Annotated in this window: 27 protein-coding genes; 13 read left to right on the forward strand and 14 right to left on the reverse strand. The window is 62.5% G+C overall.

Annotation, left to right across the window (positions count from 1 at the left end; all coding sequences use genetic code 11):
* Positions 1 to 21: 21 nt before the first annotated feature.
* Genes M1D51_RS02875 through M1D51_RS02900 form a run of 6 tightly spaced genes read right to left on the reverse strand, consistent with a single transcriptional unit; the run spans position 22 to position 6,493 of the window.
* The gene (locus M1D51_RS02875) at positions 22 to 942 is read right to left on the reverse strand and encodes a Gfo/Idh/MocA family protein (RefSeq protein WP_458108458.1); all 921 of its coding nucleotides are present in this window, start codon (positions 940 to 942) and stop codon (positions 22 to 24) included.
* A complete protein-coding gene (locus M1D51_RS02880; protein ID WP_172325067.1) occupies positions 939 to 1,826 on the reverse strand; it encodes a carbohydrate ABC transporter permease in 888 nt (295 codons plus the stop codon). The genes M1D51_RS02875 and M1D51_RS02880 overlap by 4 nt, the downstream gene beginning before the upstream one ends.
* On the reverse strand, positions 1,823 to 2,779 hold the full coding sequence (locus M1D51_RS02885) for a carbohydrate ABC transporter permease (RefSeq protein ID WP_458108459.1): 957 nt from the start codon (positions 2,777 to 2,779) through the stop codon (positions 1,823 to 1,825). Before M1D51_RS02885 ends, M1D51_RS02880 begins: the two co-directional genes overlap by 4 nt.
* Before the next feature lie 29 nt (positions 2,780 to 2,808).
* Positions 2,809 to 4,095: an extracellular solute-binding protein gene (locus M1D51_RS02890; RefSeq protein ID WP_458108460.1), complete on the reverse strand. Its 1,287-nt coding sequence runs from the start codon at positions 4,093 to 4,095 to the stop codon at positions 2,809 to 2,811.
* A 5-nt stretch (positions 4,096 to 4,100) separates the two neighbouring features.
* On the reverse strand, positions 4,101 to 5,447 hold the full coding sequence (locus M1D51_RS02895) for a sulfatase family protein (RefSeq protein ID WP_458108461.1): 1,347 nt from the start codon (positions 5,445 to 5,447) through the stop codon (positions 4,101 to 4,103).
* A gap of 2 nt (positions 5,448 to 5,449) precedes the next feature.
* Positions 5,450 to 6,493, reverse strand: coding sequence for a hydroxyacid dehydrogenase (locus M1D51_RS02900; protein ID WP_458108462.1), 1,044 nt, complete (start codon positions 6,491 to 6,493; stop codon positions 5,450 to 5,452).
* A 133-nt stretch (positions 6,494 to 6,626) separates the two neighbouring features.
* On the opposite strand from M1D51_RS02900, the gene M1D51_RS02905 reads away from it, so the two are divergent.
* Positions 6,627 to 7,763 carry an ROK family protein gene (locus M1D51_RS02905; RefSeq protein WP_458108463.1) on the forward strand — a complete coding sequence of 379 codons (1,137 nt, stop codon included), beginning with the start codon at positions 6,627 to 6,629 and terminating at the stop codon, positions 7,761 to 7,763.
* A gap of 58 nt (positions 7,764 to 7,821) precedes the next feature.
* Here the strand turns inward: M1D51_RS02905 and M1D51_RS02910 are convergent, their stop codons facing one another.
* Positions 7,822 to 9,834, reverse strand: coding sequence for a hypothetical protein (locus M1D51_RS02910; protein ID WP_458108464.1), 2,013 nt, complete (start codon positions 9,832 to 9,834; stop codon positions 7,822 to 7,824).
* A 90-nt stretch (positions 9,835 to 9,924) separates the two neighbouring features.
* Complete coding sequence (locus tag M1D51_RS02915; protein WP_458108465.1) at positions 9,925 to 10,092, reverse strand: hypothetical protein; 168 nt, start codon at positions 10,090 to 10,092, stop codon at positions 9,925 to 9,927.
* 270 nt (positions 10,093 to 10,362) lie between these two features.
* Between M1D51_RS02915 and M1D51_RS02920 the strand changes: the two genes are divergently transcribed.
* Together M1D51_RS02920 and M1D51_RS02925 are read left to right on the forward strand one after the other, a co-directional pair.
* Positions 10,363 to 10,677, forward strand: coding sequence for a hypothetical protein (locus tag M1D51_RS02920; RefSeq protein ID WP_458108466.1), 315 nt, complete (start codon positions 10,363 to 10,365; stop codon positions 10,675 to 10,677).
* Between the two features lie 147 nt (positions 10,678 to 10,824).
* Entirely contained in the window at positions 10,825 to 10,983 is a 159-nt protein-coding gene (locus M1D51_RS02925; protein WP_458108467.1) for a hypothetical protein, read from the forward strand.
* A gap of 49 nt (positions 10,984 to 11,032) precedes the next feature.
* Here the strand turns inward: M1D51_RS02925 and M1D51_RS02930 are convergent, their stop codons facing one another.
* The 3 genes from M1D51_RS02930 to M1D51_RS02940 all read right to left on the reverse strand — a co-directional run bounded on the left by M1D51_RS02930 (position 11,033) and on the right by M1D51_RS02940 (position 13,673).
* Positions 11,033 to 11,470 (reverse strand): hypothetical protein, encoded by a 438-nt coding sequence (locus M1D51_RS02930; protein WP_458108468.1) that lies wholly within the window; start codon positions 11,468 to 11,470, stop codon positions 11,033 to 11,035.
* A 27-nt stretch (positions 11,471 to 11,497) separates the two neighbouring features.
* Positions 11,498 to 12,430, reverse strand: coding sequence for a DUF3800 domain-containing protein (locus M1D51_RS02935; RefSeq protein WP_458108469.1), 933 nt, complete (start codon positions 12,428 to 12,430; stop codon positions 11,498 to 11,500).
* A 310-nt stretch (positions 12,431 to 12,740) separates the two neighbouring features.
* The gene (locus M1D51_RS02940; protein ID WP_458108470.1) at positions 12,741 to 13,673 is read right to left on the reverse strand and encodes an NAD-dependent epimerase/dehydratase family protein; all 933 of its coding nucleotides are present in this window, start codon (positions 13,671 to 13,673) and stop codon (positions 12,741 to 12,743) included.
* Positions 13,674 to 13,815: 142 nt separating this feature from the next.
* Here M1D51_RS02940 and M1D51_RS02945 point away from each other — a divergent pair, with 142 nt between their 5' ends.
* From M1D51_RS02945 to M1D51_RS02985, 9 genes are all read left to right on the forward strand, one after another.
* Positions 13,816 to 14,559 carry a TetR/AcrR family transcriptional regulator gene (locus tag M1D51_RS02945; RefSeq protein ID WP_458108471.1) on the forward strand — a complete coding sequence of 248 codons (744 nt, stop codon included), beginning with the start codon at positions 13,816 to 13,818 and terminating at the stop codon, positions 14,557 to 14,559.
* Positions 14,560 to 14,576: 17 nt separating this feature from the next.
* The gene (locus M1D51_RS02950; RefSeq protein WP_458108472.1) at positions 14,577 to 15,368 is read left to right on the forward strand and encodes an oxygenase MpaB family protein; all 792 of its coding nucleotides are present in this window, start codon (positions 14,577 to 14,579) and stop codon (positions 15,366 to 15,368) included.
* Positions 15,361 to 16,254, forward strand: coding sequence for a DUF817 domain-containing protein (locus M1D51_RS02955; protein ID WP_458108473.1), 894 nt, complete (start codon positions 15,361 to 15,363; stop codon positions 16,252 to 16,254). Before M1D51_RS02950 ends, M1D51_RS02955 begins: the two co-directional genes overlap by 8 nt.
* 137 nt (positions 16,255 to 16,391) lie before the next feature.
* Positions 16,392 to 17,198 carry a hypothetical protein gene (locus M1D51_RS02960; RefSeq protein WP_458108474.1) on the forward strand — a complete coding sequence of 269 codons (807 nt, stop codon included), beginning with the start codon at positions 16,392 to 16,394 and terminating at the stop codon, positions 17,196 to 17,198.
* 3 nt (positions 17,199 to 17,201) lie between these two features.
* Entirely contained in the window at positions 17,202 to 17,432 is a 231-nt protein-coding gene (locus M1D51_RS02965; RefSeq protein WP_026543423.1) for a hypothetical protein, read from the forward strand.
* 339 nt (positions 17,433 to 17,771) lie between these two features.
* Positions 17,772 to 19,637: a molecular chaperone DnaK gene (dnaK, locus tag M1D51_RS02970; protein ID WP_458108475.1), complete on the forward strand. Its 1,866-nt coding sequence runs from the start codon at positions 17,772 to 17,774 to the stop codon at positions 19,635 to 19,637.
* Between the two features lie 2 nt (positions 19,638 to 19,639).
* Positions 19,640 to 20,299: a nucleotide exchange factor GrpE gene (locus M1D51_RS02975; RefSeq protein WP_172323961.1), complete on the forward strand. Its 660-nt coding sequence runs from the start codon at positions 19,640 to 19,642 to the stop codon at positions 20,297 to 20,299.
* Between the two features lie 235 nt (positions 20,300 to 20,534).
* On the forward strand, positions 20,535 to 21,515 hold the full coding sequence (locus tag M1D51_RS02980) for a DnaJ C-terminal domain-containing protein (protein WP_172323962.1): 981 nt from the start codon (positions 20,535 to 20,537) through the stop codon (positions 21,513 to 21,515).
* A gap of 10 nt (positions 21,516 to 21,525) precedes the next feature.
* The gene (locus M1D51_RS02985) at positions 21,526 to 21,954 is read left to right on the forward strand and encodes a heat shock protein transcriptional repressor HspR (RefSeq protein ID WP_091470032.1); all 429 of its coding nucleotides are present in this window, start codon (positions 21,526 to 21,528) and stop codon (positions 21,952 to 21,954) included.
* An 8-nt stretch (positions 21,955 to 21,962) separates the two neighbouring features.
* Here the strand turns inward: M1D51_RS02985 and M1D51_RS02990 are convergent, their stop codons facing one another.
* The gene (locus M1D51_RS02990) at positions 21,963 to 22,424 is read right to left on the reverse strand and encodes a hypothetical protein (protein ID WP_458108476.1); all 462 of its coding nucleotides are present in this window, start codon (positions 22,422 to 22,424) and stop codon (positions 21,963 to 21,965) included.
* Between the two features lie 228 nt (positions 22,425 to 22,652).
* Between M1D51_RS02990 and M1D51_RS02995 the strand changes: the two genes are divergently transcribed.
* Positions 22,653 to 22,961, forward strand: coding sequence for a DUF3040 domain-containing protein (locus M1D51_RS02995; protein ID WP_458108477.1), 309 nt, complete (start codon positions 22,653 to 22,655; stop codon positions 22,959 to 22,961).
* A 54-nt stretch (positions 22,962 to 23,015) separates the two neighbouring features.
* On the opposite strand, the gene M1D51_RS03000 is transcribed toward M1D51_RS02995, so the two are convergent.
* Positions 23,016 to 23,441: a hypothetical protein gene (locus M1D51_RS03000; protein WP_172323963.1), complete on the reverse strand. Its 426-nt coding sequence runs from the start codon at positions 23,439 to 23,441 to the stop codon at positions 23,016 to 23,018.
* Between the two features lie 88 nt (positions 23,442 to 23,529).
* A complete protein-coding gene (locus M1D51_RS03005) occupies positions 23,530 to 24,180 on the reverse strand; it encodes a CG0192-related protein (RefSeq protein ID WP_458108478.1) in 651 nt (216 codons plus the stop codon).
* Positions 24,181 to 24,219 lie beyond the last annotated feature (39 nt).

Raw genomic sequence — 24,219 nt, forward strand, 5'->3', positions numbered from 1 at the left:
CTAGTAAAAGATAGCTGTTGCTCAGTTGGGTGAGAGGGGGACGGGTGTGCCGGCTTCCAGGCTCTTGTTGGCGGCTTCCACGATCGCGACAATGCTGAGGATTTCCCGTAACGGCACATTCGGTGTCCCGTTACGGATGGAATTAACGATCCCTTCCAAGAGGCCCACCAGCATGGGCGGGCCCGCCTCGATGGAGAACTCGGACCAGCCGCCGTCGGTATTGATGCGCCCTGACGTAAAGGCGCTCCATTCCGCTTCGCCCGTCAACGAGACCACGCGGCCGTCTCCCCAGCGGACCGTCACGCTGGTGGCGCTGGCCGGTGACCCCGGCCTGACGGCGTCGACCGTTACCGTCTCCGGTCCGGCCCCCAGGGCGGCCACTGCGAGGTCCACCAGATGCACTCCGTACCAGGACAGGCCCGGGTGGCCGGGCTGGGTGGGGAGGGGACCTTCCAAAGACACGGACTGCCCGGTCCCGCGGGAAAGGGCCTCCTGGAACTCCGGTGTGAACCGCTTGGGAGAGCCAGCCAGGACCAATGATCCGGAGGCCTGCGCCTGGGTGAGCATGGTTCGGGCCTCCGCAAGGGTGGGAGCGAACCGCGTGTCTACGTAGATCGGCTTGCCGAACCGCACCACACGCTCAAAGTAGCCAGGGTGTGTCCGTGCATCGGAGGAGACGATCAGCAGGGCATCACAGGCTTCAGCCACCTCTTCCGGCGAGTCGCACAGGGTGACGCCCAGCCCGCTCACCTCGTCCGCGAAGTCGTCGATCCGGTCGCGGCTCAACGGAAAGTCCGACGCCGGTTCCCCCTTCCAGGCGTGCGTCACCGTGCCGCCGGGGACCACGCCGTCGGAACCGTTCCCGAAGAGCCGGGTGAACGAGGGCGCGTGCGGGGAGTCGACGCCGATGAGGCCGAAACGGATGGGCGCAACATACGTCATCCCTTCACCCCGCTGTGCGTGATGCTCGCGACGATGTGCTTCTGCAGGAGGGCAAAGATCACCAGGCACGGGATGAAGCTGACCAGCGTTGCTGCCATGACGTTGGACGTGGAGGCTGTCTCGGTGTTCAACGTTGCCAGGCCGACGGTTAGCGTGCGGGCTGCGTCGGACTGGCCCACCACCAGCGGCCAGAGGAGGTCGTTCCAGTGCCATAGGAAGACGAAGATTGCCAGTGTTGCCAGGACAGGTCGGATCAGCGGAAGAACGATCTGCCAGAAAGTACGCCACTCACCGGCGCCGTCAATGCGGGCGGCGTCGAAGAGTTCCTCGGGCATGTCCCTGACGAACTGGCGGATGAGGAAGATCGCCTGGGCGTTGGCCAAGGTGGGCAGGATCAGGCCCCACAGGGTGTTCACGCCGCCCATCTTGGAGATGAGGATGAACGTGGGAATCAGGGTGGCCTGAACCGGCACCATCATGGTGGCGATGATGGCCCACAGCAGCGCGTTCCGTCCCGGGAACCTCTTACGGGCCAAGGCATAGGCGGCCATGGCAGCGGTCAGCAGGACCACCACCACGGATACTGCTGAGTACAAGAAGGAGTTCCAAAGCCAGAGCGGGAATTCGCCTACGTTGAAGATGCGGACAATGTTGTCCAACGTCAGCGACGACGGTAACGCGTAGGGGAGCGTGGGAGCGTCCTCCGGGGAGAGCGCCAGCACGGCAACGGCGATCAGTGGCGCCACGGTGAAGAGTGAGATCACTGCCAATACCCACGTCAGGGTGCGCTGGCGGCGCTTCTCCGTGTTGCGGCGGGGGCTGCGCGGGGCGGTGCCCGTGGCGGGCCGTTGCCCAGCGGCGGGGCTGGAAACTGTGGCAGTCACTTGGAGTCCTTACCTTCGAAGAAGCGCTGCTGGATGAGCGAGAGGATGAGTACGATCACGAACAGCACCACACCGATGGCAGATGCGTAGCCGAAGTCGAAGAACTTGAAGCCTTCATCGAACAGGAAGTAGATGAGGCTATGGCTGGCCCGGGCGGGTCCGCCTCCGGTCATCACGTAGATGGTGTCGAAAACCTGGAATCCGACGATCGTCTCGATGACCAGGACGAAAAACACCACGGGCTTCAGCAGCGGAAGCGTGACGTACCAGAACGATTTCCAGGCGCCTGCACCGTCAATGCGGGCAGCCTCGTGTACCTCTGCTGGTTGGGCTTTGAGTCCGGCCAGGAAGATCAGCATGGAGTAGCCGAATCCTTTCCATACGGACACCACGGCCAGGGATAGCAGGACCAGCAGCTGGGGCCCGGAGGTGAAGTGCACAGGGCCCATGCCCAGGCCGCCCAAAGCTGCGTTCAGCGGTCCATCCGTGGAGAAGATCCACGTCCAGATGATGCCCGCCATGACGAATGAGCTGAGGTACGGAATGAACAGCAACGCCCGGAAAGTCCCGGTGAATCGGACCAGTTTGTCCAAAAGGACCGCCCCGGCCAGGGAGACTCCGATGATGAACGGCACAAAGATGGCCACGTACAGGAACGTCACCTTGAGGCTCTGCCAGAAGTTGGGATCAGCGGCAAGCCGTGTGTAGTTATCCGCCCCCAGGAATTCGAAGTCGCCGTTGAGGCTGTACTCGGTCAGGCTCATGGCGCCCGCCCCAAAGATAGGGAGGAACTTGAAGAGGCCGAAAATGACCAAGGTGGGAAGCACGAAGAGGATCCCGGCAATGGCCTCGCGGTTACGGGCCGTCTTGGCTCCAAAGGGCTTGAGCGGGGGTGCCGTCAACTCGGGATGTCGACCGGCCAGTGTGCTTCTGGTGCGGGTGTTTACAGACATGGGGTGACCAATCAGTGGTTGGGCTGGACTCAGGATGCCGAGCGCTGCAGGATGCCGCGAGCCTCTTTAGCGGCACGGTCCAGGGCTTCCTTGGCGGAAACGTCGCCGCGGAGGGCTGCCTGGATGTTCGGCGCCAGGGCGCCCATCACCTGGCGTGCTACGGGCGAGGGTTCGCCGGGATTGGCGGACTTCAGGGCCTCGGCCATGGCTAGGGAATCGGCGTCCGTGCCCAACGCCGCGGCGTCCGTACGGGTGGGCAGGTTGCCCGCAGCGGCGTTGAGGGCCTTCTGGGACTCAGCCGAGCTCAGGTAGCTCATCACCGTGTAGGCAGCGTCGCGGTTTTCCTTCTTGTTGATGGAAGTCAGTGCTAGCAATCCGGGATTGCCGTAGGTTGCCTGGACTTTGCCCTGCAAGGGAGCTCCGAGGGCAACATTTTCGGCACCGAGTGCGGCGCGCATCTGTTTCAGCTCCGGCAGCGAGGTGGTGGCGCGCATTGCTGCCTTGCCGGTGGCGATCGGCGCACCTTCAACCTTGGGTCCGTCGGTGGCCGCATCTGCGGGAAGTCCACCGAGCTTTTTGAGGTCCACCAGCAATTGCAGCGCCGAAACCCCTGCCTCGGAGTCGAAAGCAACGTCCTTGGCATCATCGGTGAACACCGTGCCGCCTGCCTGCCACAACAGAGGATAGAAGGACAGGTTCAACGTTTGTTCCGGGCTGCCGGCGTAGTCCATGACGGCGATGCCTTTCTTCGCCAGGACCGGCGCGGCACTGCGGAGATCGTCCCAGGTCCTGGGCAGCGGAATCCCGGCATCCGCGAAGATTTTGGTGTTGTACGCGGTGGTGTTGATGTTCTGGAACAACGGGACTCCGAACACTTCGTCGTCGAACGTCGCTGCCTCCAAAGTGCCCGGATAGAAGCTGTCCTTGTCCTTCTCAACGGCTTTGTCCACTGGCAGCAGACCACGAACGTTGCGGTAGGTGGCAGCTTGGTCCGGCGTAATGAGTACGACGTCGGGACCCGAGCCCGCGGCCAGCGCCGCTGAGATCTGGGCGTCCCGCTTGTCGAACGTCTGGAGTTCAATGGTCAGGTCAATTCCCGGGTTGGCTTTCTCAAAGCTGGCTTCGGTGTCCTGCCAGAATTTCTTGCTGGCTGTCTCGTCCTTGATGACGGGGTACATCCAGAGCGTCACCTTCCCGGTGGCCTGGCCGCCGTCGGACGTTGAAGAACCAGCCGAACCGCAGGCGGTGAGAGTCAAAGCGGCGGTGACGACGGCGGCAGTGGCCACAGTGGCACGGCGCATCTTTCGAGTGAACATGGTGGCTACTTTCTGGTGAGGGTGGCTTCTTGGATCGCGTCGATCGCGATCTGGTGGCGGCTGGCTGCAACGGGGGCGGTGAGGAGGGGATCGCCGCATTCGCGCATCCAGTCGAAGAGGGCAGCGGAGAGGTCCCTGAGGGTCTCCAGCTGATCCGGATGGTCGGCGATATTGTCCAGTTCCTCAGGATCTGCTGTGAGGTCGTAGAGCTCCATTTCAGGGCTGGTGCCAATGGTTGGCCCGCCGAGGTCCGCCGGCAGGCTGCGGTGGATCCATGATTGTGTGGGATCCATGGCGCGTGGTGCGTTGGAAAAGTTGACGATCAGCTTGTGCGTTGATGTCCGAACTGATCGCTTGGGATCGTAGTAGGTGTGGTAGCTCAACTGGCTGAAGCAGTGGCTCCGCGGAGTGTCTCCCGATTCAACGGCGGGCCGCAGGCTTGTTCCGGCCAGACCCTCCGGCACCGGCAGTCCGGCCAGGTCCAACAAGGTGGGCAGGACATCTACGTGGCTGACCATGTCCGGCACGCGTCTTCCGGACCACGCCGGGTTGCCGGGATGGCGAAGCATCAGCGCAACGCCGAGTCCGGCGTCGTACAGGGTGCATTTGGCGCGTGGCAGCGCAAGCCCATGGTCGGTGGTGAACAGCACCAGCGTATGGTCGCGGAGGCCGAGCGCATCGAGTTCCGCGAGGATGCTGCCAACACCCTCATCCATGTGTTTGACTGCGCCTTGGAGCTCGGCGATTTCCTCGCGGGCACCGTCGTCGTTCACCAGGTGAGCTGGAACGGTGTGTCCCAGGGACGCGTCCGGATTCACGCCGTCGGCCAGAAAACCCATGACCCCGGGACGGTCCCTCGGGGAGGGCACCCTGTGCGGCTCAGTGAAGCCGACCTGCAGGTAGAAAGGCCGCTCGCTGCCGGACATCCGTCGCAAGGCGTCAGTGGCGCGATGCACGACGACGTCCCGGGCCCCTCCCGTACGGGCGTGGTCGAAACCGAGTCTGGCGGCCACCACGTCATCGTCCAAGACACGCGATTCGTGGTGCACGCCTACCAGTTCGGTTTGGTACCCCACGGACTTGAGACGGTAGGCGATGTGGTCTTTCGGTTCTTTGAGATCCCAGGCGAACGGTTCATGTGTGAGGCCGAGGACGCCGTTGCTCTGGGGATACGTACCGGTGAACAGCGAGGCCCGGGCGGGGCTGCAGTGCGGAGCCGTCGCGAAGGCTTGTTCGAAGAGTGCTGACTCATCGGCCAACGCGTCCAGGTTTGGCGTGGAGACGGTTTCCACGCCGTACGTACCCAGGAAACGGCCGAGGTCGTGGCAGTGGATCAAGAGGATGTTGCGCACGTTCAGCCCATCCTTTCCAAGTCAGTCCGGGTGAGGGCGTGTTCCATGGGCTGGCCGGTGATAAAGCGCCGGAGCTCGTCAACGACGATGCCGCCGGCACGCCGACGCGAGTCAACGGTGGCACCGGCAAGGTGCGGTGTGAGGAGGACGTTGGGCAGGGAACGCCAAGGGTCATCCATCGGGAGGGGCTCGGCGTCGAAGACATCCAACGCCGCATCGATCCTGCCCGAGTGCACCTCCTTATAGAGGGCTTCCATGTCCACGATGGTGGAACGGGCGGTGTTTACGAACACTGCTCCATCCGGGAGGAGGGCCAGTTCGCCGGCCCCGATCAGGCCCACGGTTTCATTGGTGGCGGGGGCGTGGATGGCGACGACATCGCTGTTTGCCATTAAGCCATGCAGGGTGGTCGAACTGGCTGCGAGGGGATCTCCACTGGCCAGGTACGGATCATAAACATGTACGTCTGCGCCCAGCGCCCGGCAGGCGTCGATGTAGCGGCGTCCTGTCCTTGAGGCGCCAACTACGCCTATGCGCGCTCCGGAGATTTCGCGGGCTCGGCTGACGTTGCGGGCGTCGTCCCAGTTGGCACCGGAACGGAGGCTGTGATCGAGTCGATGCACACGGCGCAGCAGGTTCAGGGTGAAGGTCAGCGAGAGCTCCGCGACAGCTGGCGCCATGGCAGCTCCTGCTTGGGAGATGGGGATGCCGGTGGCCCAGAATGCCTCGCTGACCAGTGCATGCAGCGACGAGGCGGCGTGGACAACGCACTTGAGGTGCGGGGCCAGTGCGAGGTGTTCGGCGTCCAAGCGCGGGAATCCCCAGGCGGTGACGAAGATGGCTGTTTCCGCGGCCGCATCGGCAAAGGCCTCCAGGGACTGCAGTTGGGCAGGATCGATGACCGTGACGTTCCCGAGCTGGTCCAGTGCGGCGCGGGTTTCCGGAGAAATGAACGCCGCGAGTTCCGCGCCCGGGATGCTCAGCAGAATCCTGGGACTTGGTAAGGGTGGCGATGGGGTAGATGCAACGCCGTTGTTGATGTTCATGGGTTGAGATTGCCAGTTTCGATATCTTTTGTCAATGACTAAAGTAAGTATCATGGAGAGTGTGAAAGCAACCGCCCTACGGATGCCAGAATGGGTGGGATCCCATGCGGCGCAACAACAGGAGCCACCAGCAATGAAGCCACGCGCAGGCAGCAAGGCCCTGATCCGGGAGATCAACGAAGCCCTTGTGCTCGATGTCGTGCGCACCCAATCGCCTGTTTCCCGGGCAGCCATCACTGTCCAGACCGGCTTGAGCGCTGCCAGTGTCACCGGAATTACGGGCAAGCTCATCAACTCGGGCCTTCTGGTGGAATCCGAGATCGCGCCCAGCACGGGGGGCAGACCAGCCCGCCTGCTCGAACTTGGCCGCGAAGGCGTTTTCGCCGCGGGTGTGAGGTTGTCCGCTACGGAAGCGCACGCCGTCGTCGTCGATTTGCGCGGAGACGTGGCGGCCACGCACAGCGAGCCGTTGGCATCTACGGAACCTGCCGAAGCCGCGGCAGCCGCGGCGAGGGCTGTGCGCGTTGCTGCAGGCTCCCGGGAGCCCAGGCTCATTGGTGTGGGGGCGGCCGTCTCCGGAGTGGTGGACCAAGCAAGTGGCCTGGTGCGGCACAGCGGGGCGATGAGCTGGGCTGACATTGCGTTCCAATCGCTCCTCGAAGAAGCAGCCAAACACCCCGTCATCATTGATAGTTACGTCAACGCCTACACGCGCGGGCTGCTGTTCGACGACGTTTTCAAAGGCCGGGAAATGCTGATTTTCAGCGTCGGCACCAGCTTGGGTGCCGCCGTCGTGGTTGAAGGCCGCATCCAGCGGGGCTTCAACGGTGCCGCGGGTGGCTTCGCCCATTCGCGTGCCATCACCGGACCCGGGCCGGCCAGACCGTGCCACTGCGGTGCCGAGGACTGTTTTGAAACCCGCGGCAGCCTGTGGGGCATGCAACGGGAGTTGGAGCGAAGCGGTCAGGACCGGGAACTGGACCCCGACGCCGACTCCGCACTGATTGCCGACGCCGCCTTGCATTTGGGAATCGGCATGGCGAACGCGGCCAAGGTGCTCGGGCCCGAGCAGGTGGTGGTGGGTTTTGCGCCCGAAGCCGATCTGGGGACCTTTGCCGAGCAGACCAAGCACTCGTTTGTGCGCCAATACGACCACGCGAATACTCCGCCTCCATTGTTTGATGCATCCGTTGCAGATCCGGTAGCGCTGGCCCGAGGTGCTGCGTGCTCAGTTCTTGCGGGACTATTTACCGCCACCCCAACTGGGTAGCAGTAGATGCCGTTTAGAGGGCTCTGAACGGCATCTACTGCTACTTACTTTGGTTGGCTTAGCGCCGGATGGTCTGCATCGCCTGCTGATCGTCAATCCGGACGAGGTTGGGGCCACGAAGTGTGTACAGCAGGCCGTCCTCATCGGCTGTGATGTGGGGTCCGCTGTACCAGCCGCCGTTGATGTCTGCCACAACAACGGACACCGCGAATGTCACTGGATCAACGCGGAAGACCGTGGTGTCCGAAACGCCGTAGACGATTCCGCGGCTGACCTGGAGCGCGCCGAAGTCCGTGCACACGGTGCTCAGGTCACCGCGGTGGACCACTTGCCGGGTGTCCAGGTCAATGACGAACAAGCCCGCCGCCTTGCGCGACATCCCGTAAAGGAACTTGCCGTGGATGGCCATTGCTGCGATCCCTTGGGGTTGGCCGGGATCAAGGCGCCACAACTCCTGGTTCGCTACTGGATCCCAGGCCACCACGGTGCTCCGGGGACCTGTGGCGTAGATATTGTCCCCGCCGAGATAAGCCACTCCATCCTTGGTGGCCACGGCCCGGACCATCTGGAGATTATCGATGGGGTTGACCTTGGAGGTGACCTGAGTCGTGACCGGGTTGTACGCGGCGAAGCACCCGCCACCGGCGGTATCGTTCTGCGCCCCGGCAATGACCAGCCCGTTGACGGCGTCCCAGCAGACGTCCAGGGGCCGGTTTTGCCCGGGTGGAAGTGCCGCCACTTGGTAGGGGAGCTGCCCGGTGTTGGGGTCGTAGGCGTAAATTCCGCGGGAGTTGTACTGACCGGTGTACAAAACTCCGCCCACAATCACGGCGTCCTTCGCCTCGCCGGTTGCCCGGAGGTAGGACACCTGGCTTGCGGTCGGTTGGTGGCGCGCGATGGTTCCGGTGCCACCCACGTAAACGCTCCCGGCTCCTGCCGCCAAGCCCATGCACGACTGAGGTCCGCCAGGTGCGCCGGCTTCGGTCAGGTCATGCTTGACGGCGGTTTTCGCCACAGGATCGACTTCAATGACGTCGTAGGAAGAGACCGTGAGCGCCTTGGTGCCGTAGACGTCCAAGCCCCACATGGCGCCAACATCCTCGGTGAGGATCTGGGTGATCCTCTTGGTGACCATGTTGTAGGACCAGACTCCCGGCTCCTTGGCGAAGAACACGTCATTGCCCAACTGCCGGAACATCACGCCGGTCTTGGCGATGAGCGCGTACTTGCTGTGATCTGCCAGGTTGATCAGCACGGATTTTCCGGGTCCCTTGACGCCCACTCCGAGCTGGCCGTTCAGGACGCTGAGAGATGTCACCGAGACGCCGGTGGCTACCTCGGCCGGGAGGATGTTTGTGGACGTCTTCGTTGTCCGATCGAACGCAAACAGACGCGCGGGACTGGAGCCGTTGCCCCCGCCCAAGGTGCTGCCCGTGCCGAAATACACGTGACTGGCAGTGGCTGCCACAGCCTGGGCAATGGTCGCCCCGGGATCGGGCACGCCCCAGCTGGTCATGGCATTAGTGCCGGGATCGTATTCCCAGAGGGAAGGTGCGTTGGTGGTTTGACCGCCACCGGCCGCGTAAACCTTGCCATCGGGAGCAACCGCCAGCGCCCTGATGTCGCGGTCCCCGGTTTCGCCCACGCCCACTGCCGGAGCGTTGGGTGTGGTCAGATCCCAGCGGTAGAGGTTTGGTTTCCCATCCACGCCATCGCGCAGTACTCCCGCGTACAGATAGCGGCCGGTGGAGTCAGTGGCCAGCGCCTGGATGCTGTAACCGGAACCGAGATCGGTGCGGGAGGTCACCTTGCGGGTGGGCAGATGGAATCCTATGATCCGCACAGGATTCAGATTGCGCGAGCCGATGTAGACGGTGTCGCCCACCAGTAGCGAGCTCATCAGGGAAAACTGCACGACGGCGGGTCCCAGGTCCGTGATCAGCGGAGCCGAGGTGTTCAGCGGCCGGGCGGCGTGGGCTGCGCCGGTGGACATTGCCGACAGTGCTACGGCGAGTCCGCCGATGCCCCCGGTCTGCAGCAATTGACGGCGATTGATGGCAAAGGTGGGCATGGAAGATCTCCTCATTGAGTGTCCCGTGGGGGTGGCTATGGTGCTTTTGAGGACGATCCGGATACGTCCACGTGCACTTCCCTCAGGGTTTCAGCTGGAGACCGCGGAATCCATGATTCGAACATTTTCAGACATTGGCTGCATGGAGGTCAGTGCGGCCTTTGCCGGTGAGGATCGCGGATCGTCGTATCCGGTGAGCGTGGCGACGCATTGGACCGGCAGGTCAGTGTCCGCCAGGAGCGATTGGACACGCGTCATTGGGAGCTGGATCAGCAGCTCCTTCAGCCCCAAGCCCGTCGCAGTCTGGACTGCGGTGCCGAAGTTCAGGCGGTAGCAGCAAATCGGAGTCCATTCACTTCACTGGCTTCCGCGGCCACAGTGGACTACATGTTGACTTCGCATGGCTATGTTCCAACGAATTGGAGACCCGCCTCGGCGAGCTGAACCGGTAACCCCTCCGAACGCAGGGATCGTGACGCGCTGTGGGCAAGGCTCCGCCGGGACGGCCACCTCTACTTGAAGGGGCAGTTGGAACCGGGCCAACTGCTGGATTTCCGGGAGTTCTACTTCGAGTCCTTGGCCGACGCCAATGTGTACTCGGCCGGCACGGATCCGCGTGATGGCATTGCAGCGCCGGGTGATATGCACCGTGCTGCGTTGCGCCGGGGCCTCTTCGACCACATCGTGGCAGGGCCGGAATACCAGGGGCTGTGCACCGCCGAAGGGATTGCCGATTGGTTCGCATGGTTCCTCTGGGATGATGTCCATATGCACCGCCGGAAGATCATCCGCCCCACCAAACCGGGCGAAGGCGCCATCGATACGGCCACGCAAACTCATTAGGATTTTGCCTATCTCCGCGAGCAGCCATCACCGGGTGATGGCCCAGAAACGTGAGGGAACCCTGAAGCTGCCCGCCGCTTCAATCACCGCAGATCTTCCGGGGCTGGCGAACGAGCGCGAGTCCCGTCACCGACAACGAGGTGGGTAATGTCGTGGGTCCACTCAGTGCATAATGTCCATGCCGCTTTGGACAACATAGACAGCCACGGCACCATGCGCCTGTCGACAGACATCCGCTACCAGCGGCTGAGCGAACCTGTCGATTGGCGCTGCCAGGAGCACTGGAATTACGACGACGGCCTATAACCCAGGCCTAGAAGTCGCTGGCAGGCAGAGAAGTCCATCACGAACTTCATTATATGAGCGCCGGGTAGTAAGAGCACGCTTCCGCGTCCACTTGGTTTCGATTCAGCCTCTTCCCAAGAGTGTGAGCGAACCCCGTTCCGCCGGGTTGGTCCTCCGGAACAAACACCAGAGCAGTTGAGGGAGCGTCTGGATCTGAGGTCAAAGCGTTCTTAAGCCATTGGTAAAGTCGCTGATTTTGCAGACACCTTTGGTTGACCACAACGACGATGAGCTCGTATGGATCGTCGTCTATATGCGGATCCAACACAAGGATGTCGGCGGTATCCTCTAGTGCGATATTGATGGAGGTAACGCCCTCCTTGAAGAGGTCGTCAGGGGTATGTTTGCGGAACCGCAGACCGTAGGTAAAACCGCACTGGATCGAAGGTCCACTCCTGAGGTTCACATGTAGGTCTGCAACGCTCTTCCCGACGTACTCGACTCGCATGTGTTACCTCTCTGTCCGCAGAAGTGTTTAGTCGCCGGCGAGTTTATCGCGGAGTTTGACCAGCTCGGGGTTGTTGGTCTCAAGTCGTTGAAAGATCGGGCGCGGACCTGGCACCGGTGTTACCCGCGCCGATGGGTTTGGTTTCGTACGTTCCATCCAGGTCTGTGCGCTGAAGAGGTGTTTGGAGTGGACGCTTTTCGTCGGGTTCTGGGGGACGAGGATCTTTGACTCTTCTGAACAGACCGAGCTGGCTATCACGGACGAGAAGTTTGCTGGAGCCCACGCGAATTGGGAGTTTTCCACGAACTGGTGGTGAGCAGCGCGGCCGAGGAGAGCGCAAAGCCAGTCAGCGAACTGGATCGTTGCGTAGAGATGGCTCTCGACCTGCATCGGCGCCTCAACCACTCGTCGCAGATCGGTTTTGCTGTTGGAGTAAATGAAACTGGCCATCACAGAGACAGCTTCGAGGCGGGGCTTATCGTCAACGCTGTCCAGAACGATCATGATGTCCCTGTCCAGACGACCGGCATGCCAACTCAGCCTCCGAAGGGTTTGACGTAGGGCGTGGGCGGTGCGGTCTGCGGCGCTTTCGCCGGTTTCCTTGGCGCTGCCCAGCGGCTTTACCTGGCCGTAGAAGATGACCTTGCCGCCGAGCTTGTCGAGTTTTCGCATCAGGCGCTTGAATGCTCTGATCAGTTCCGGGTACTGCTCGATGTTCTTAGTCGTGAACAAAGAGGCGCCCTTTTTCTCCCAACGTCGCGGGTGCGCGCCGTCTCTTTCGATCTCGAAGCGGAGAAGGTTCTCCTTGATGTACTCGAAGTAGCCCCCGAACTCACGGACGTTCTCGGCTGGCATAACAAAGCCGGCGTAACCGAAGACCGGATGAGTGTTGAACTTCGTGTGGGAATCCGAGATGTACGGACCGATGTGGCCGAACTCGTCCAGATAAGCGATGAGCATTTCTCGATGCTATAGCTGCTCCGCCGGAGAACACGAAAGCCCGCGCAGAGCGCGGGCTTCGGAAATGGCGCGCAATCCGCAATGGAACCCGCTACCGGAAACAACTTTAGAGGAACCAGCTTCAATTTTCCAATGAGAAACTTCTTCAGGGATCCCTTTCTCGAATTTTCATGGTCGCGTGTCTCACCATTTCAACGTTCCACTGAAACAAATGGGGGAACAGCCAGCTCCTCCGCGGCGGAGATGACGTGAGCGCAAGTTTCTTGTGTGGCCAAGGTCCCAACTGTTCACTGTCACCGCTCCTAGGCTCTCACGTGGCCAGCCGTGCAGCGCCTCGCCACCACGCCACGGTGACCGCTGCTGCCTCGGGCAGGGGAGTGGGTTCAAGCCCGAGCCTCCGCTGGCTGGCGGTCGAGTCCATCACAAAAGGGCGCTCGAACTGGTAGAGCATCTCCGCCAGCTCACGCATGTCAGTGGAGAAGACGCCGGCAGCCCGCAGTACCCAACCGGGCACGGCACTGACCTTTGGTACGGACACCCCGGCAGCCTCGGCGTAGGCGGCAGCCACTTCACGCTGGGTCATTGCCCGGCCGGTTGGTGCGTGCAGCACGCTGTTCCACAGCTCGGGCTTCTGCGCCGCAGCGATCATGGCCGCGGCGAGGTCCGGAACATACGTGAAGGAGTGCGGTTGATCTGCGCTTCCGATGACCTGGATTGCTTTGCCCGCCAGGACAAGGGGAACCATTCGTTCGCCGGCATGGGCCATTTTTACCCGTGGTCCAAAGAAGTCGCCGGCTATGACGCTCACCGTATTGGCAGCGTGCAGCTCCCGTGCTTTCAGCAGCTGGACCCGGATGCCGCGCTTGCCGCCGGAGGCTTCCCGTGGACTCGATTCCGTCATGACCAGTTCCGGCTCGCTGTACGAGTAGAGACTTTCAGGGAAGACGACGACGGCGCCCGCATCCGCCGCGGCGTCCATCACCACCTGCTCGGCTTGGGGGAGTTCGGCGGCCCACGCTGATGCCCGGTAGGCGGATCCGTGGATGCAGTGGAAGACGGCGATGGCACCCTGCACGGAAGGGCCCAGCTGGGATGGATCCGAGACGTCGGCTCTGATGCGTTCAACGAGGGGATGCTCCGGTCCGGTCCCGGAGCGGGTCAATACCCGGACGCGGTGACCCAGCTCTGCCAATTGCTCCGCAACACTGTAACCAACCGGTCCTGCTCCTGTGACGACGTACATGGGGGTCCTTCTTTCGGGTGGGTGTCGGGAGATCTAAAGGGAGAGCAGTGCTCTCTCATTCAGCATGGGCCCTGCAATTGGAACTGTCAAGAGCGGTGCTCTCGTTTGCTGACAGCGCTCTCTGTTGTGGCAGGATGTGGTCATGACGTCAGCCGAACCAGCAACTGCCAAGGCCGAGGTCAAGCCCCGGACTCCCCGCGAACGGGCTCGCGCTCAGACCATTGCAGACATCATCCGGCTCGGCCGGGAACACCTGGCGGTCCACGGCGCAGCCGCCCTGTCCCTTCGCGCAGTCGCGAGGGATCTCGGCGTCGTGTCCTCTGCCGTGTACCGCTATGTGGAAAGCCGCGACGAACTCCTCACGCTCCTGCTGATAGACGGCTACAACCAACTCGGCGACGAAGTGGATGCTGCAGTGAACGCTGTACCCGGAGATGACTTCGCCGGACAGTTCGCGGCGCTCGCAAAAGCGGTCCGCGCCTGGGCCATCCGTGAACCCGCCAGCTACTCCCTGTTGTTCGGCAGCCCCGTCCCCGGGTATCAAGCGCCGGGTGAGCGCACCACCATTCCTGGTACCCGAGTCATCGTTCGCCTCGTCAGTATCTTTGACGCCGCCTACCGTGCAGGTGTGCTGAACGCAGAGGTGAGTCCCGCCGTCGTGATTCCCCCAAAGCTGGCAAAAGACCTGACGGCCATTCGGACTGAACTGAACCTCGCGGCCCCTGACGCGTCGTTGGCGCGGGGCGTCCTGGTGTGGACGTCCCTGTTTGGGGCGGTCAGTTTCGAGGTGTTTGGGCAATACGGTCCGGATACTTTCACCGCCCGCGACGAACTTTTTTGCCATCAACTGAGCGTGCTTCAAGGCGTGGCCGGGCTCCAAGGCTAGGGAGCTACAGTATTCAGATGGTTCGAGGGCTGGCAGATATTGGTGCGGAGGGCGTCCTGCTCGCAGGCGCCGGCCGCGCCATTCTGCTGCAAATCGCAGACCCCAGGGTGGGCCACGGCGTAGCCGAGCACAGCAATTTCGCGGAGCGTCCCATGGATCGGCTTCGGGCCACCATGACCTACGTCTATGCGGTGGTTTACGGCTCCGAAGAGCAGCTAAAGGCCGTGCGCCGCGCCGTCAACCGCGCCCACGCGCCGGTTCGCCGCAGACCGGACGGCGGCTCCACGGGCTACAACGCCTTCGACGCCGAATCCCAGCTGTGGGTGGTGGCCACCCTCTACGACACCGCCGTCACCGTCTACGAGCAGATCCATGGAACGCTCGACGACGACGCCGCCGACCGTATTTACCGCGAGTACGCGCGGATAGGGACAGCCCTGCAGCTTCCGCCGGATATGTGGCCCGCTGATCGTGCTGCGTTCGCCGCATATTGGGATGCTCGCGTGCGCGGACTCCGGCCGGACGACCAGGCGCTAAGGGTCGCCCGGGAGCTCCTTTATCCGGCAGCGGGACCGCGGCTCCTGCGCCTGGCCATGCCGCTGGCGCGCTTCCTCACTGCCGGCCTGTTGCCGGAGCACGTGCGTAACGGATTCGGTTTCGAATGGGGCGCGGGGCATGCCCGGCGGTTCGAACGGACCATGCGGGTCCTGGGCCGTGTTTATCCTCGGCTCCCGCAACGGCTTCGGCACTGGCCGCGGGATTACTATCTGGGCCGGCTCGATGGGGAAGCCGTGATGCCGCATGCGTAACTTCACCTCAATTGAGCAGTCAATCGACGACGCCGCTCACCGCTACTTGGACCGCGCCCGCGGTGGCAGGCTGCGTGAGCGGCTCACGGAGTTCGTGGTCTTCGGGCTGAAGCAGGCATGGGCTTGCGTGTTCGGGGCAGCGTTGCTCGCAGTGATCATCGCGGCCCGGCTCTGGTATCCGGACAACGCCGGCCTCGCCCGGAACGATTTCCTGACCCTTGCCGCCGTCGTGATTCAAGTGCTGATGATCGCCTTCAAGCTGGAAACCCTGCGGGAACTGCGGGTGATCCTCCTGTTCCATGTGGTGGGGACGGTGATGGAGCTGTTCAAGACGGACGTCGGATCCTGGGCCTACGAGGCCGAGGGCGTCCTGCGGATCGGCGCGGTCCCGCTGTTCAGCGGCTTTATGTACGCGGCCGTGGGCTCCTACATGGTGCGGGTTTTCCGGCTGTTCGACCTCCGCTTCGACCGATACCCGCGCCGGTGGATCACGGCCCTGGTGGCGGGCGCGATCTACGTGAACTTCTTCTCGCACCACTACATCTTCGATCTCCGCTGGGTGCTGCTGGCCGCCGTCGTGCTTGTCTATGGGCGGTGCGTGATGCACTTCCGGGTGTTCCGGCGTCGCTTCCGCATGCCGATCCTGGTGTCATTCCTGCTGGTGGCGCTGTTCATATGGTTCGCCGAGAACATCGGCACGTGGTCGCGCGCGTGGCTCTATCCCAATCAGTTGGAGGGTTGGCAGGCCGTCTCCATCGACAAGCTGTTGGCGTGGTTCCTGCTCATGATCATTTCCGTGGTGCTGGTGGCGTGGGTATACAAACCGGAGCCGTTGGACGCTGCCGCGGACGCGGGGGTTTCTAGGCTTCGCCGCGTATCTTCTTGAGTGCTGCCGTCTACCACGAGGTCGTTCAGGGGTACAAGGGGCGAAATGTAGGGGTGCTCTGTCGTTACGTGCAACTTTCCGCTGGTACTTGCAGTTCACGGGCGGTCGATGGCCAACGAATCACATAAGATCACAGCATGCCGGACTTACCTTGGACCACCAATCAGTTGCGTAAACTGGGCATCTGCATCAGGGACTCCAGGCCAATTCCCGAATCACTCCCCACCTACGATGCCGTGATGGTGTACTACAACGACGTAGCTGCCGACACGCAATCAAAGATCAAAGCGTTGGATTGGACTCCGTTACTTGGTGAGCGCGTACCGGAGGTTACCTCCCGCCCCAAGACCATCGATACCCTGCGAGAGAAGCTTCAGCGCGACCACTCGACGCCCTTGCAAAGCGTGCAAGACATAGCTGGCGTGCGGTTTGAAGCAGAAATGACCCTTGATGAGCAGGATGGCGTGGCGAATGCCATCGCTGGTCTGTTTGGTCACGATCTGCAGGTGTGCTGTCGCGACATGCGGGACAGCCCGCATAGTGGATACCGCGCGCTTCACCTCTGGCTAAAACTCCCGGCACGAGTTGAAGTCCAAATCAGAACCCACCTTCAAGGCCGATGGGCGAACACCTATGAAGCAGCAGCAGACGTGCTGGGCAGGGGGATTCGATATGATGAATTGCCCACGGACGATAGGGAGAAAAAGTTCGTCGTTGATCTACAAGACATCTCCACTAGTGGCCTCTCCACACTTGAGCGGCGCCGTAGCAAAGTCCGCACGCTTCGCAGCTTGGAAGAGGCCAAAGAACAGCCGTCCAAGAGCAAGTTGAGAGAATTCACCAAAGCGGAAAGAGACATGGACGAGACGGAGAATGTGGTCCTGGAAGGACTGGCGAATCTCAAAGCTTCGTTTGATACCATGCGGCTTACTAGGAAGGAATGAGACATGCCTGGTTATGTTATCGAGTACAACCGCCTTACCGGCGATCGGCTGGTTACAGCATTTCCTGGAGCCGATGGTCATAAAGCAGCGCTCTTAGAGCGACTGCGTCTGGAGAAGTTGCGCCCCAGCGAGGACTGGGAAGTCGTCTCGCTGAATAGCGACTCTTTGGAGACAGTCCAGAAGACTCATTCGCGTTACTTCACGGGCAAAGAGGTTCACGCTTTAAGCGCCTAAAACGCACCTCGTAGAGGAAGGGCTCGGCAGTCAGCAGACGGCCGGGCCCTTCCTGCGTTCCACTAGTCATGTAGAGCAATTGAACCCGAGTGCAACTGCCAGTTCACCGTGGGCGAAACCAGCCCTCCGGCCCCGTGATTCCGGGATGTTTCCGGAGCTGAAAAGCAAAGTTGAGCGTACTTCACTCAACTTTGGATTGACATCCTTCTGAGGCTGAGTACAGTTGAGTCCAGAACGCTCAACTAGCCGATTGTTGAGCAGGCTTCCGGCACGTAGACCGCCCAGCGGACCGCTGCCAGGGTGCAATCTCCAACATCGGCCATTGAAAGGAAACAAGATATGTCACGTGCAGTAGGTATCGACCTCGGAACCACCAACTCCGTGGTCTCTGTTCTCGAAGGTGGCGAGCCCACCGTCATCGCCAACGCAGAAGGCGGCCGCACCACGCCGTCCGTCGTCGCGTTCTCCAAGTCCGGCGAAGTCCTGGTTGGCGAAATCGCCAAGCGCCAGGCCGTCAACAACATCGACCGCACCATCGCTTCAGTGAAGCGCCACATGGGCACCGACTGGAACGTCGCCGTCGATGACAAGAAGTACACGCCGCAGGAAATCTCCGCGCGTATCCTCATGAAGCTTAAGAACGACGCCGAGAGCTACTTGGGCGAAAAGGTCACCGACGCTGTGATCACCGTTCCGGCATACTTCAACGACGCCGAGCGCCAGTCCACCAAGGAAGCCGGTGAAATCGCAGGCCTCAACGTCCTCCGCATTGTCAACGAGCCCACCGCGGCTGCACTGGCCTACGGCCTGGACAAGGGGAAGGAAGACGAACTCATCCTGGTCTTCGACCTCGGTGGCGGAACCTTCGACGTCTCCCTCCTCGAGGTTGGCAAGGACGAAGACAACTTCTCCACCATCCAGGTCCGCGCAACCGCCGGTGACAACCGCCTCGGTGGCGACGACTGGGACAACCGCGTTGTCGAGTGGCTCCTGAACCAGCTCAAGGTCAAGGGCATCGACCTCTCCAAGGACAAGATCGCCCTCCAGCGTCTCCGTGAAGCTGCAGAGCAGGCCAAGAAGGAACTGTCCTCCTCCACCAGCACCAACATCTCCCTCCAGTACCTCTCCGTCACCCCCGACGGCCCGGTCCACCTGGACGAGCAGCTGACCCGCGCCAAGTTCCAGGACCTCACCAAGGACCTGCTGGACCGCACCAAGAAGCCGTTCCAGGACGTCATCGCTGAAGCCGGCATCAAGGTTTCGGACATCGACCACATCGTGCTCGTCGGTGGCTCCACCCGTATGCCTGCTGTCTCCGAGCTCGTCAAGGAACTCGCCGGCGGCAAGGAGCCCAACAAGGGCGTCAACCCGGATGAAGTTGTGGCAGTTGGCGCAGCACTCCAGGCCGGTGTCCTCAAGGGTGAGCGCAAGGACGTCCTCCTCATCGACGTCACCCCGCTCTCCCTCGGCATCGAAACCAAGGGCGGCGTCATGACGCACCTCATCGAGCGCAACACTGCTATCCCCACCAAGCGCTCCGAGACCTTCACCACCGCTGACGACAACCAGCCGTCCGTGGCCATCCAGGTCTTCCAGGGCGAGCGCGAATTCACCCGCGACAACAAGCCGCTGGGCACGTTCGAACTGACCGGTATCGCTCCGGCGCCCCGCGGCGTTCCGCAGGTCGAGGTCACCTTCGACATAGACGCCAACGGCATCGTCCACGTCTCCGCCAAGGACAAGGGCACCGGCAAGGAACAGTCCATGACCATCACCGGTGGCACGGCGCTCTCCAAGGACGACATCGACCGCATGGTCCGTGAAGCCGAAGAGCACGCTGCTGAGGACAAGGCCCGCCGCGAAGCTACGGACACCCGTAACTCCGCAGAGCAGCTCGCCTACTCCGTGGACAAGCTGATCGCCGACAACGACGACAAGCTGCCGGAGGAAGTCAAGACCGAGGTCAAGGCCGACGTCGACGCCCTCAAGTCCGCGCTGGAAGGAACCGACGACGCCGCCGTGAAGACTGCGTTCGAGAAGCTCCAGGCTTCCCAGACCAAGCTCGGCGAAGCCATCTACTCGCAGGCCGCTGCAGCTGACGCTCCGGGTGCCGGTGCTGAAGGTGCTCCTGCCGGTGAGAAGACTGCTGCTGACGAGGACATCGTCGACGCTGAAATCATCGACGAAGACGAAGCGAAGAAGTAGCCATGCCTCACCACGGCAACGAAGCAGAGCACTCAGAAGGCAACGAGCCGCGCAAGCCGGTAATCCGGGACAACCGCAAGGTTGACCCGGAGACCGGTGAGGCGCGTCAGCCTGACAGCGAAGCTGCGGCTCCCACCGAAGGCAACGCCGCTCCCACGGACGGCGACGCCCTCTCCCAGGCTGAGGAAATCCTCAACGGGGTTGAGGTGCCGGCCGAGGAATCGGTAGCCTCCGGTGCCGCGGCTGAAGCCCAGGCAGCGGAGCTCCGCAACGACCTCCTCCGCCTTCAGGCTGAGTACGTCAACTACCGCAAGCGCGTCGAACGCGACCGCGCCGTAGCAGGAGAGATGGCCGTCATCGGCGTCCTGAACTCCCTGCTCCCGGTGCTGGACGACGTCGATGCCGCCCGCCAGCACGGTGACCTCGAAGACGGCCCCTTCGCCGCCATCGCCACCAAGCTGGAGAACGCGCTGAAGACGTACGGACTGGAACGCATCGCGGACACCGGAGTCGAATTCGACCCCACCATCCACGAGGCACTCATCCAGCAGCCCGGCGAAGACATCGAGGTTGACACGGTCAGCCAGGTGCTGCGCTCCGGATACCGCTCCGGCGAGCGTGTCCTGCGTGCAGCCCAAGTGATCGTGGCTGTTCCGGCGTAGGTCTCACCTTGTCGCTACACGGGAAATGGGGCGGTGCCCGCTCCGCGGTGCCCTTTACACCGCCGCCCCATATCCGGTTTCGCGCCCGCTGTAAGCTCGCCTGAGGTGAGTTGACCGCAGCGCGGAGTGGATTATAGGCCCCGGGAGTGGCTTCGGGCCTGCCGGAGCCACGCGTAGGGGCGGGGGGCCCATAATCCACGGAGCGCAACGCAACATACAACGAAAGGAAACGCTCTTGGCCAGCCAGGACTGGGTTGAAAAGGATTTTTACGCGATCCTTGGTATTGCCAAGGACGCGTCCGACGCGGATATCAAGAAGGCTTACCGCAAGCTAGCCCGCGAGCATCACCCTGATACCAACTCGGGTGACGCTGCTGCGGAGAAGAAGTTCAAGGACATCTCCGAGGCATACTCGGTGTTGTCCAACCCTGAGGACCGCCAGCAGTACGATGCCATCCGCGCCATGGGTGGTGCCCGGTTTGCTCCGGGTGCCGGCGCCGGACGCGGTGGTGCAGGAGCCAACGGCGGGTTCGAGGACCTGTTCGGTGGCTTGTTTGGCGGTGGCCCCGGTGCCCGTCAGCCTGCCGGCGGCGGAATTCCTCCGGAATTCGCTGACCTCTTTGGCGGTGGCTTCGGCGGTGCAGGCCAGACCGGCTTCCAGCGTGCCCCCCAGAAGGGCTCGGACCGTACGGCCACAACCTCCATCTCGTTTGCCGGATCCATCAAGGGGACCACGGTCAGCTTGCGCGAAAGCAACGGCAACGTGATCGACGTCAAGATTCCCGCCGGTATCAAAGACGGTCAGAAAGTCCGCCAACGCGGCAAGGGCAACGTTGGCCCGGCCGGCAACGGCGACCTCATCATTACCGTTAGTGTGAAGCCGCATGACTTCTTCCACCGCGATGGCGACAACATCCGCATCCACGTGCCCGTCACGTTCGCCGAAGCGGCGCTCGGCGCCACCATCGAAGTGCCAACGCTCGACGGCGACACCGTCAAGGTACGCGTCCCGGCAGGAACGCCGTCGGGCCGAACCCTCCGGGTCAAGGGCCGTGGCGTGAAGACGTCCAAAGTGACAGGTGACTTGCTAGTGACCATCGACGTCGCGGTTCCGCAGAACCTGAACAAGGAAGCGGAGGAAGCCGTGAAGGCCTTCGCCGCCGCCACTACTGACGCCAACCCGCGTCACGACCTGGCCGCAAAGGCCCGGTTGTAAGGAGGCGGTCATGGCAATCGACGTCAACCAGCCGATCTTTGTCATCTCCGTGGCTGCGGAGCTTGCCGACATGCATCCGCAGACGTTGCGCCAGTACGATCGCTTGGGCATCGTTTCCCCTAGTCGTGCGCCCGGCAAGTCCCGCCGTTACTCGCAGAACGACGTCAACAAACTGCGGGAGGTCCAGCGCCTCTCGCAGTCCGGCGTCTCCCTTGAGGGCATCAAACGCATCCTCGACCTCGAAAACCAGGTAGCTGCCCTCCAGTACCGGGTGGCCGAGTTGACCGAGGAACTGTCCCGACGCCGCTCACCGTTGGACGCGAGGATCTTCGCCGCGGGAGCAGCGGGCGACGTCGTGAGCCTTGCCCGCGGACAGCGTCCCCGGGCAAGGTCCCAAGCGGTAGTTGTATGGCGGCCGCGCCAAGGGGAGAACCTCTAGGCCGGGAGCTACGGCAGGGTCCGGTCCCAGCTCACCACTACGCGGGCAGCCCCTTCTTCGGTCCGCTCCACGTTAGTGACAATCTGCGATTCCGGGGCGCCCATGTCACGGATCTGCCGCCGATACTCCTCAAGGTGCGCTTCGAGCGACTCTTCGGTCCATTCGCCTGGACGCATTCTCGTTGAAATTTCCACTGGCTCTTCCGGAACCAGGATTTCCGCCGGCTGGGCCACGTGCGGCTCGGAAGCGTCCATACGTGGCGTTTCCAGCCGTGACGCGCCCCTGGGCTCCTGACGACGGCCCTTGACGGGTTCGGGTTCTCCCGGCGGCACCAACATACGGAACGCAAAGGCTCCGCCTGCCACACCGGCGATGAGTCCCGTGGCGATGAGCCAGATGGTCCGGCCTGGTCCGCGGCGCTTGGGAATTGTCCCGTTGGGGTGTGCCTTTTTGGAGTTTCGTCGTGCCATGGGAGTTCAACTTTCCGGTCGGCGTTCGGTAGTCCGTGCATGAGCAGGCTGTAACCCGCACCACCATCGTAAGCATGCTGAGGACTATTGGTAAGTCGAGGCCACAGAAACAAAGCGCAGGCCGGTTCCGGCAGGCAGCCCTGTGGCTTGAACACCAAAAGGGGCAGATAATGAAGACATGGCACGGCAAGCAGCGCACGTGCTGATGGCCCGAGCATCGTGAGGGTGATGACGGTGTCGTTGTCCGATGAAGAACGCAGGAGCTTGGAAGAGCTGGAGCGGGAACTCGCTTCGACCGATCCCGATCTCGCCTCCGAGCTGACATCGGGCCGGCCGCGCGGAGAAGCTGCCCGCACCATTCTCGGAACCCTGGCCGTTCTAGGCGGCTTTGCCATGGTGATTGCCGGGATCATGACCCAGCTTGTAGTCCTGGGGGTGCTGGGCTTCCTCCTTGCCAGCACCGGGGCATATTGGCTGCTGGCCGGGACCTGGCTCCGGCGAAGATTCGGAACGCACGACGACGACCCCGCACCTTAGCGGGGCCGCTCACCTTTTAGTGCAGCCGTCTGAGGTTCGGACCGGGAATGTGTCTTAGGGAACCGGCGGCACGGGTGGCTGGACCGGAGCCTCGGGCTGCTTGACGGGTTGAGGTTCACCCGGGGGCACCATCATGCGCCAAGCCAGCATGGCCCCGGCACCAACAGCGGCCCCCACGATGAGCCCGATCACCCACCCGGACAGACGTGGAGCGCGCTGCGGACTGCTCCGCCGCAAGGCCTGCGTCGTCCTGATCACAGCTTTGGCCGCCGCCCGCTGGGCTTCCTTGGCGGTCTTCTTGTTCCCGGTCAGGGTGAGCATGACGCCGTGAACAACGGACGGGACATCGGCGTGGTTGATCCGGGCCAAGGCCCACTTCACCACTGCGTCAGTCTGGGACGACGTGCCGTCCGCCGCGTGGGACACCCACTCCCGGGCCAGATCCTGCGCGGCGGGAATGATGTTCTGTGGTTTGTACATGATGCACTCCTTGAGGAGTAGACGGCCCCCGATAGCCAGACTACGCCGGAGCTCCTTGGACCAACAGGTGCTCCGGCGCGTCGAAACGTTAGTTGCGGAGCACAGCCGCCAGCTCCACCGGGTTCTCCAGCCCTGCCCAGTGACCGTTCAGGGTCAGCTCGCCGTGGAGCTCAGGAGCGGCCGCCGAGTTGGCGGAGGAGTCCGCGGCGATGTCAACCACGCGTGCCACCTTCAAGCGAAGCTCGCCGGCGTCAATGATGGTCACGCCGCTCCCCGAAACCGGTGCCGAGGCACTCAGGGCGGGAACGCCGCCGTCGAGCATTCCGCTGCCTTTCACCGTCACGGAACTGGGCCGGGGTTCGGGCTCGCCGTCGACGATCAGCTCGGCTTCTTTCTGGCCGGTCAAAATGGCCGTGGCCAGGGCTTTGACGTAGATGGGATCGGCGCAGGCGTCGTAAACAAAGCGCTTGCCCAGGACCGAGTGATCCATGGTGCCGATCAGCCACTCGTCGGCACCGGCAAGCTCGTAGCCCCGGTAGCTGAGGGGAACCTGGTAAATGCGCTCGCCCGCGGCCACCACATGTGTCTCAATCCCGACCTCGCCGGCGGGATCGTCAAAACGGTAGGCGCCAATAAGCTCCGGCGTGCCGTCCTGAATGAACCAGGGCTGCTTTGGCAGGTAGCCGGCGATGAGATCGAGCTTGGACGGGGACAGGTTTGCCTTGTGAATGATCGCCATCACCCCAGCCTAGGGCAGGGCCCGGAAAGGTTGGAAAGG

This window comes from Arthrobacter sp. R3-55 (assembly GCF_054161505.1).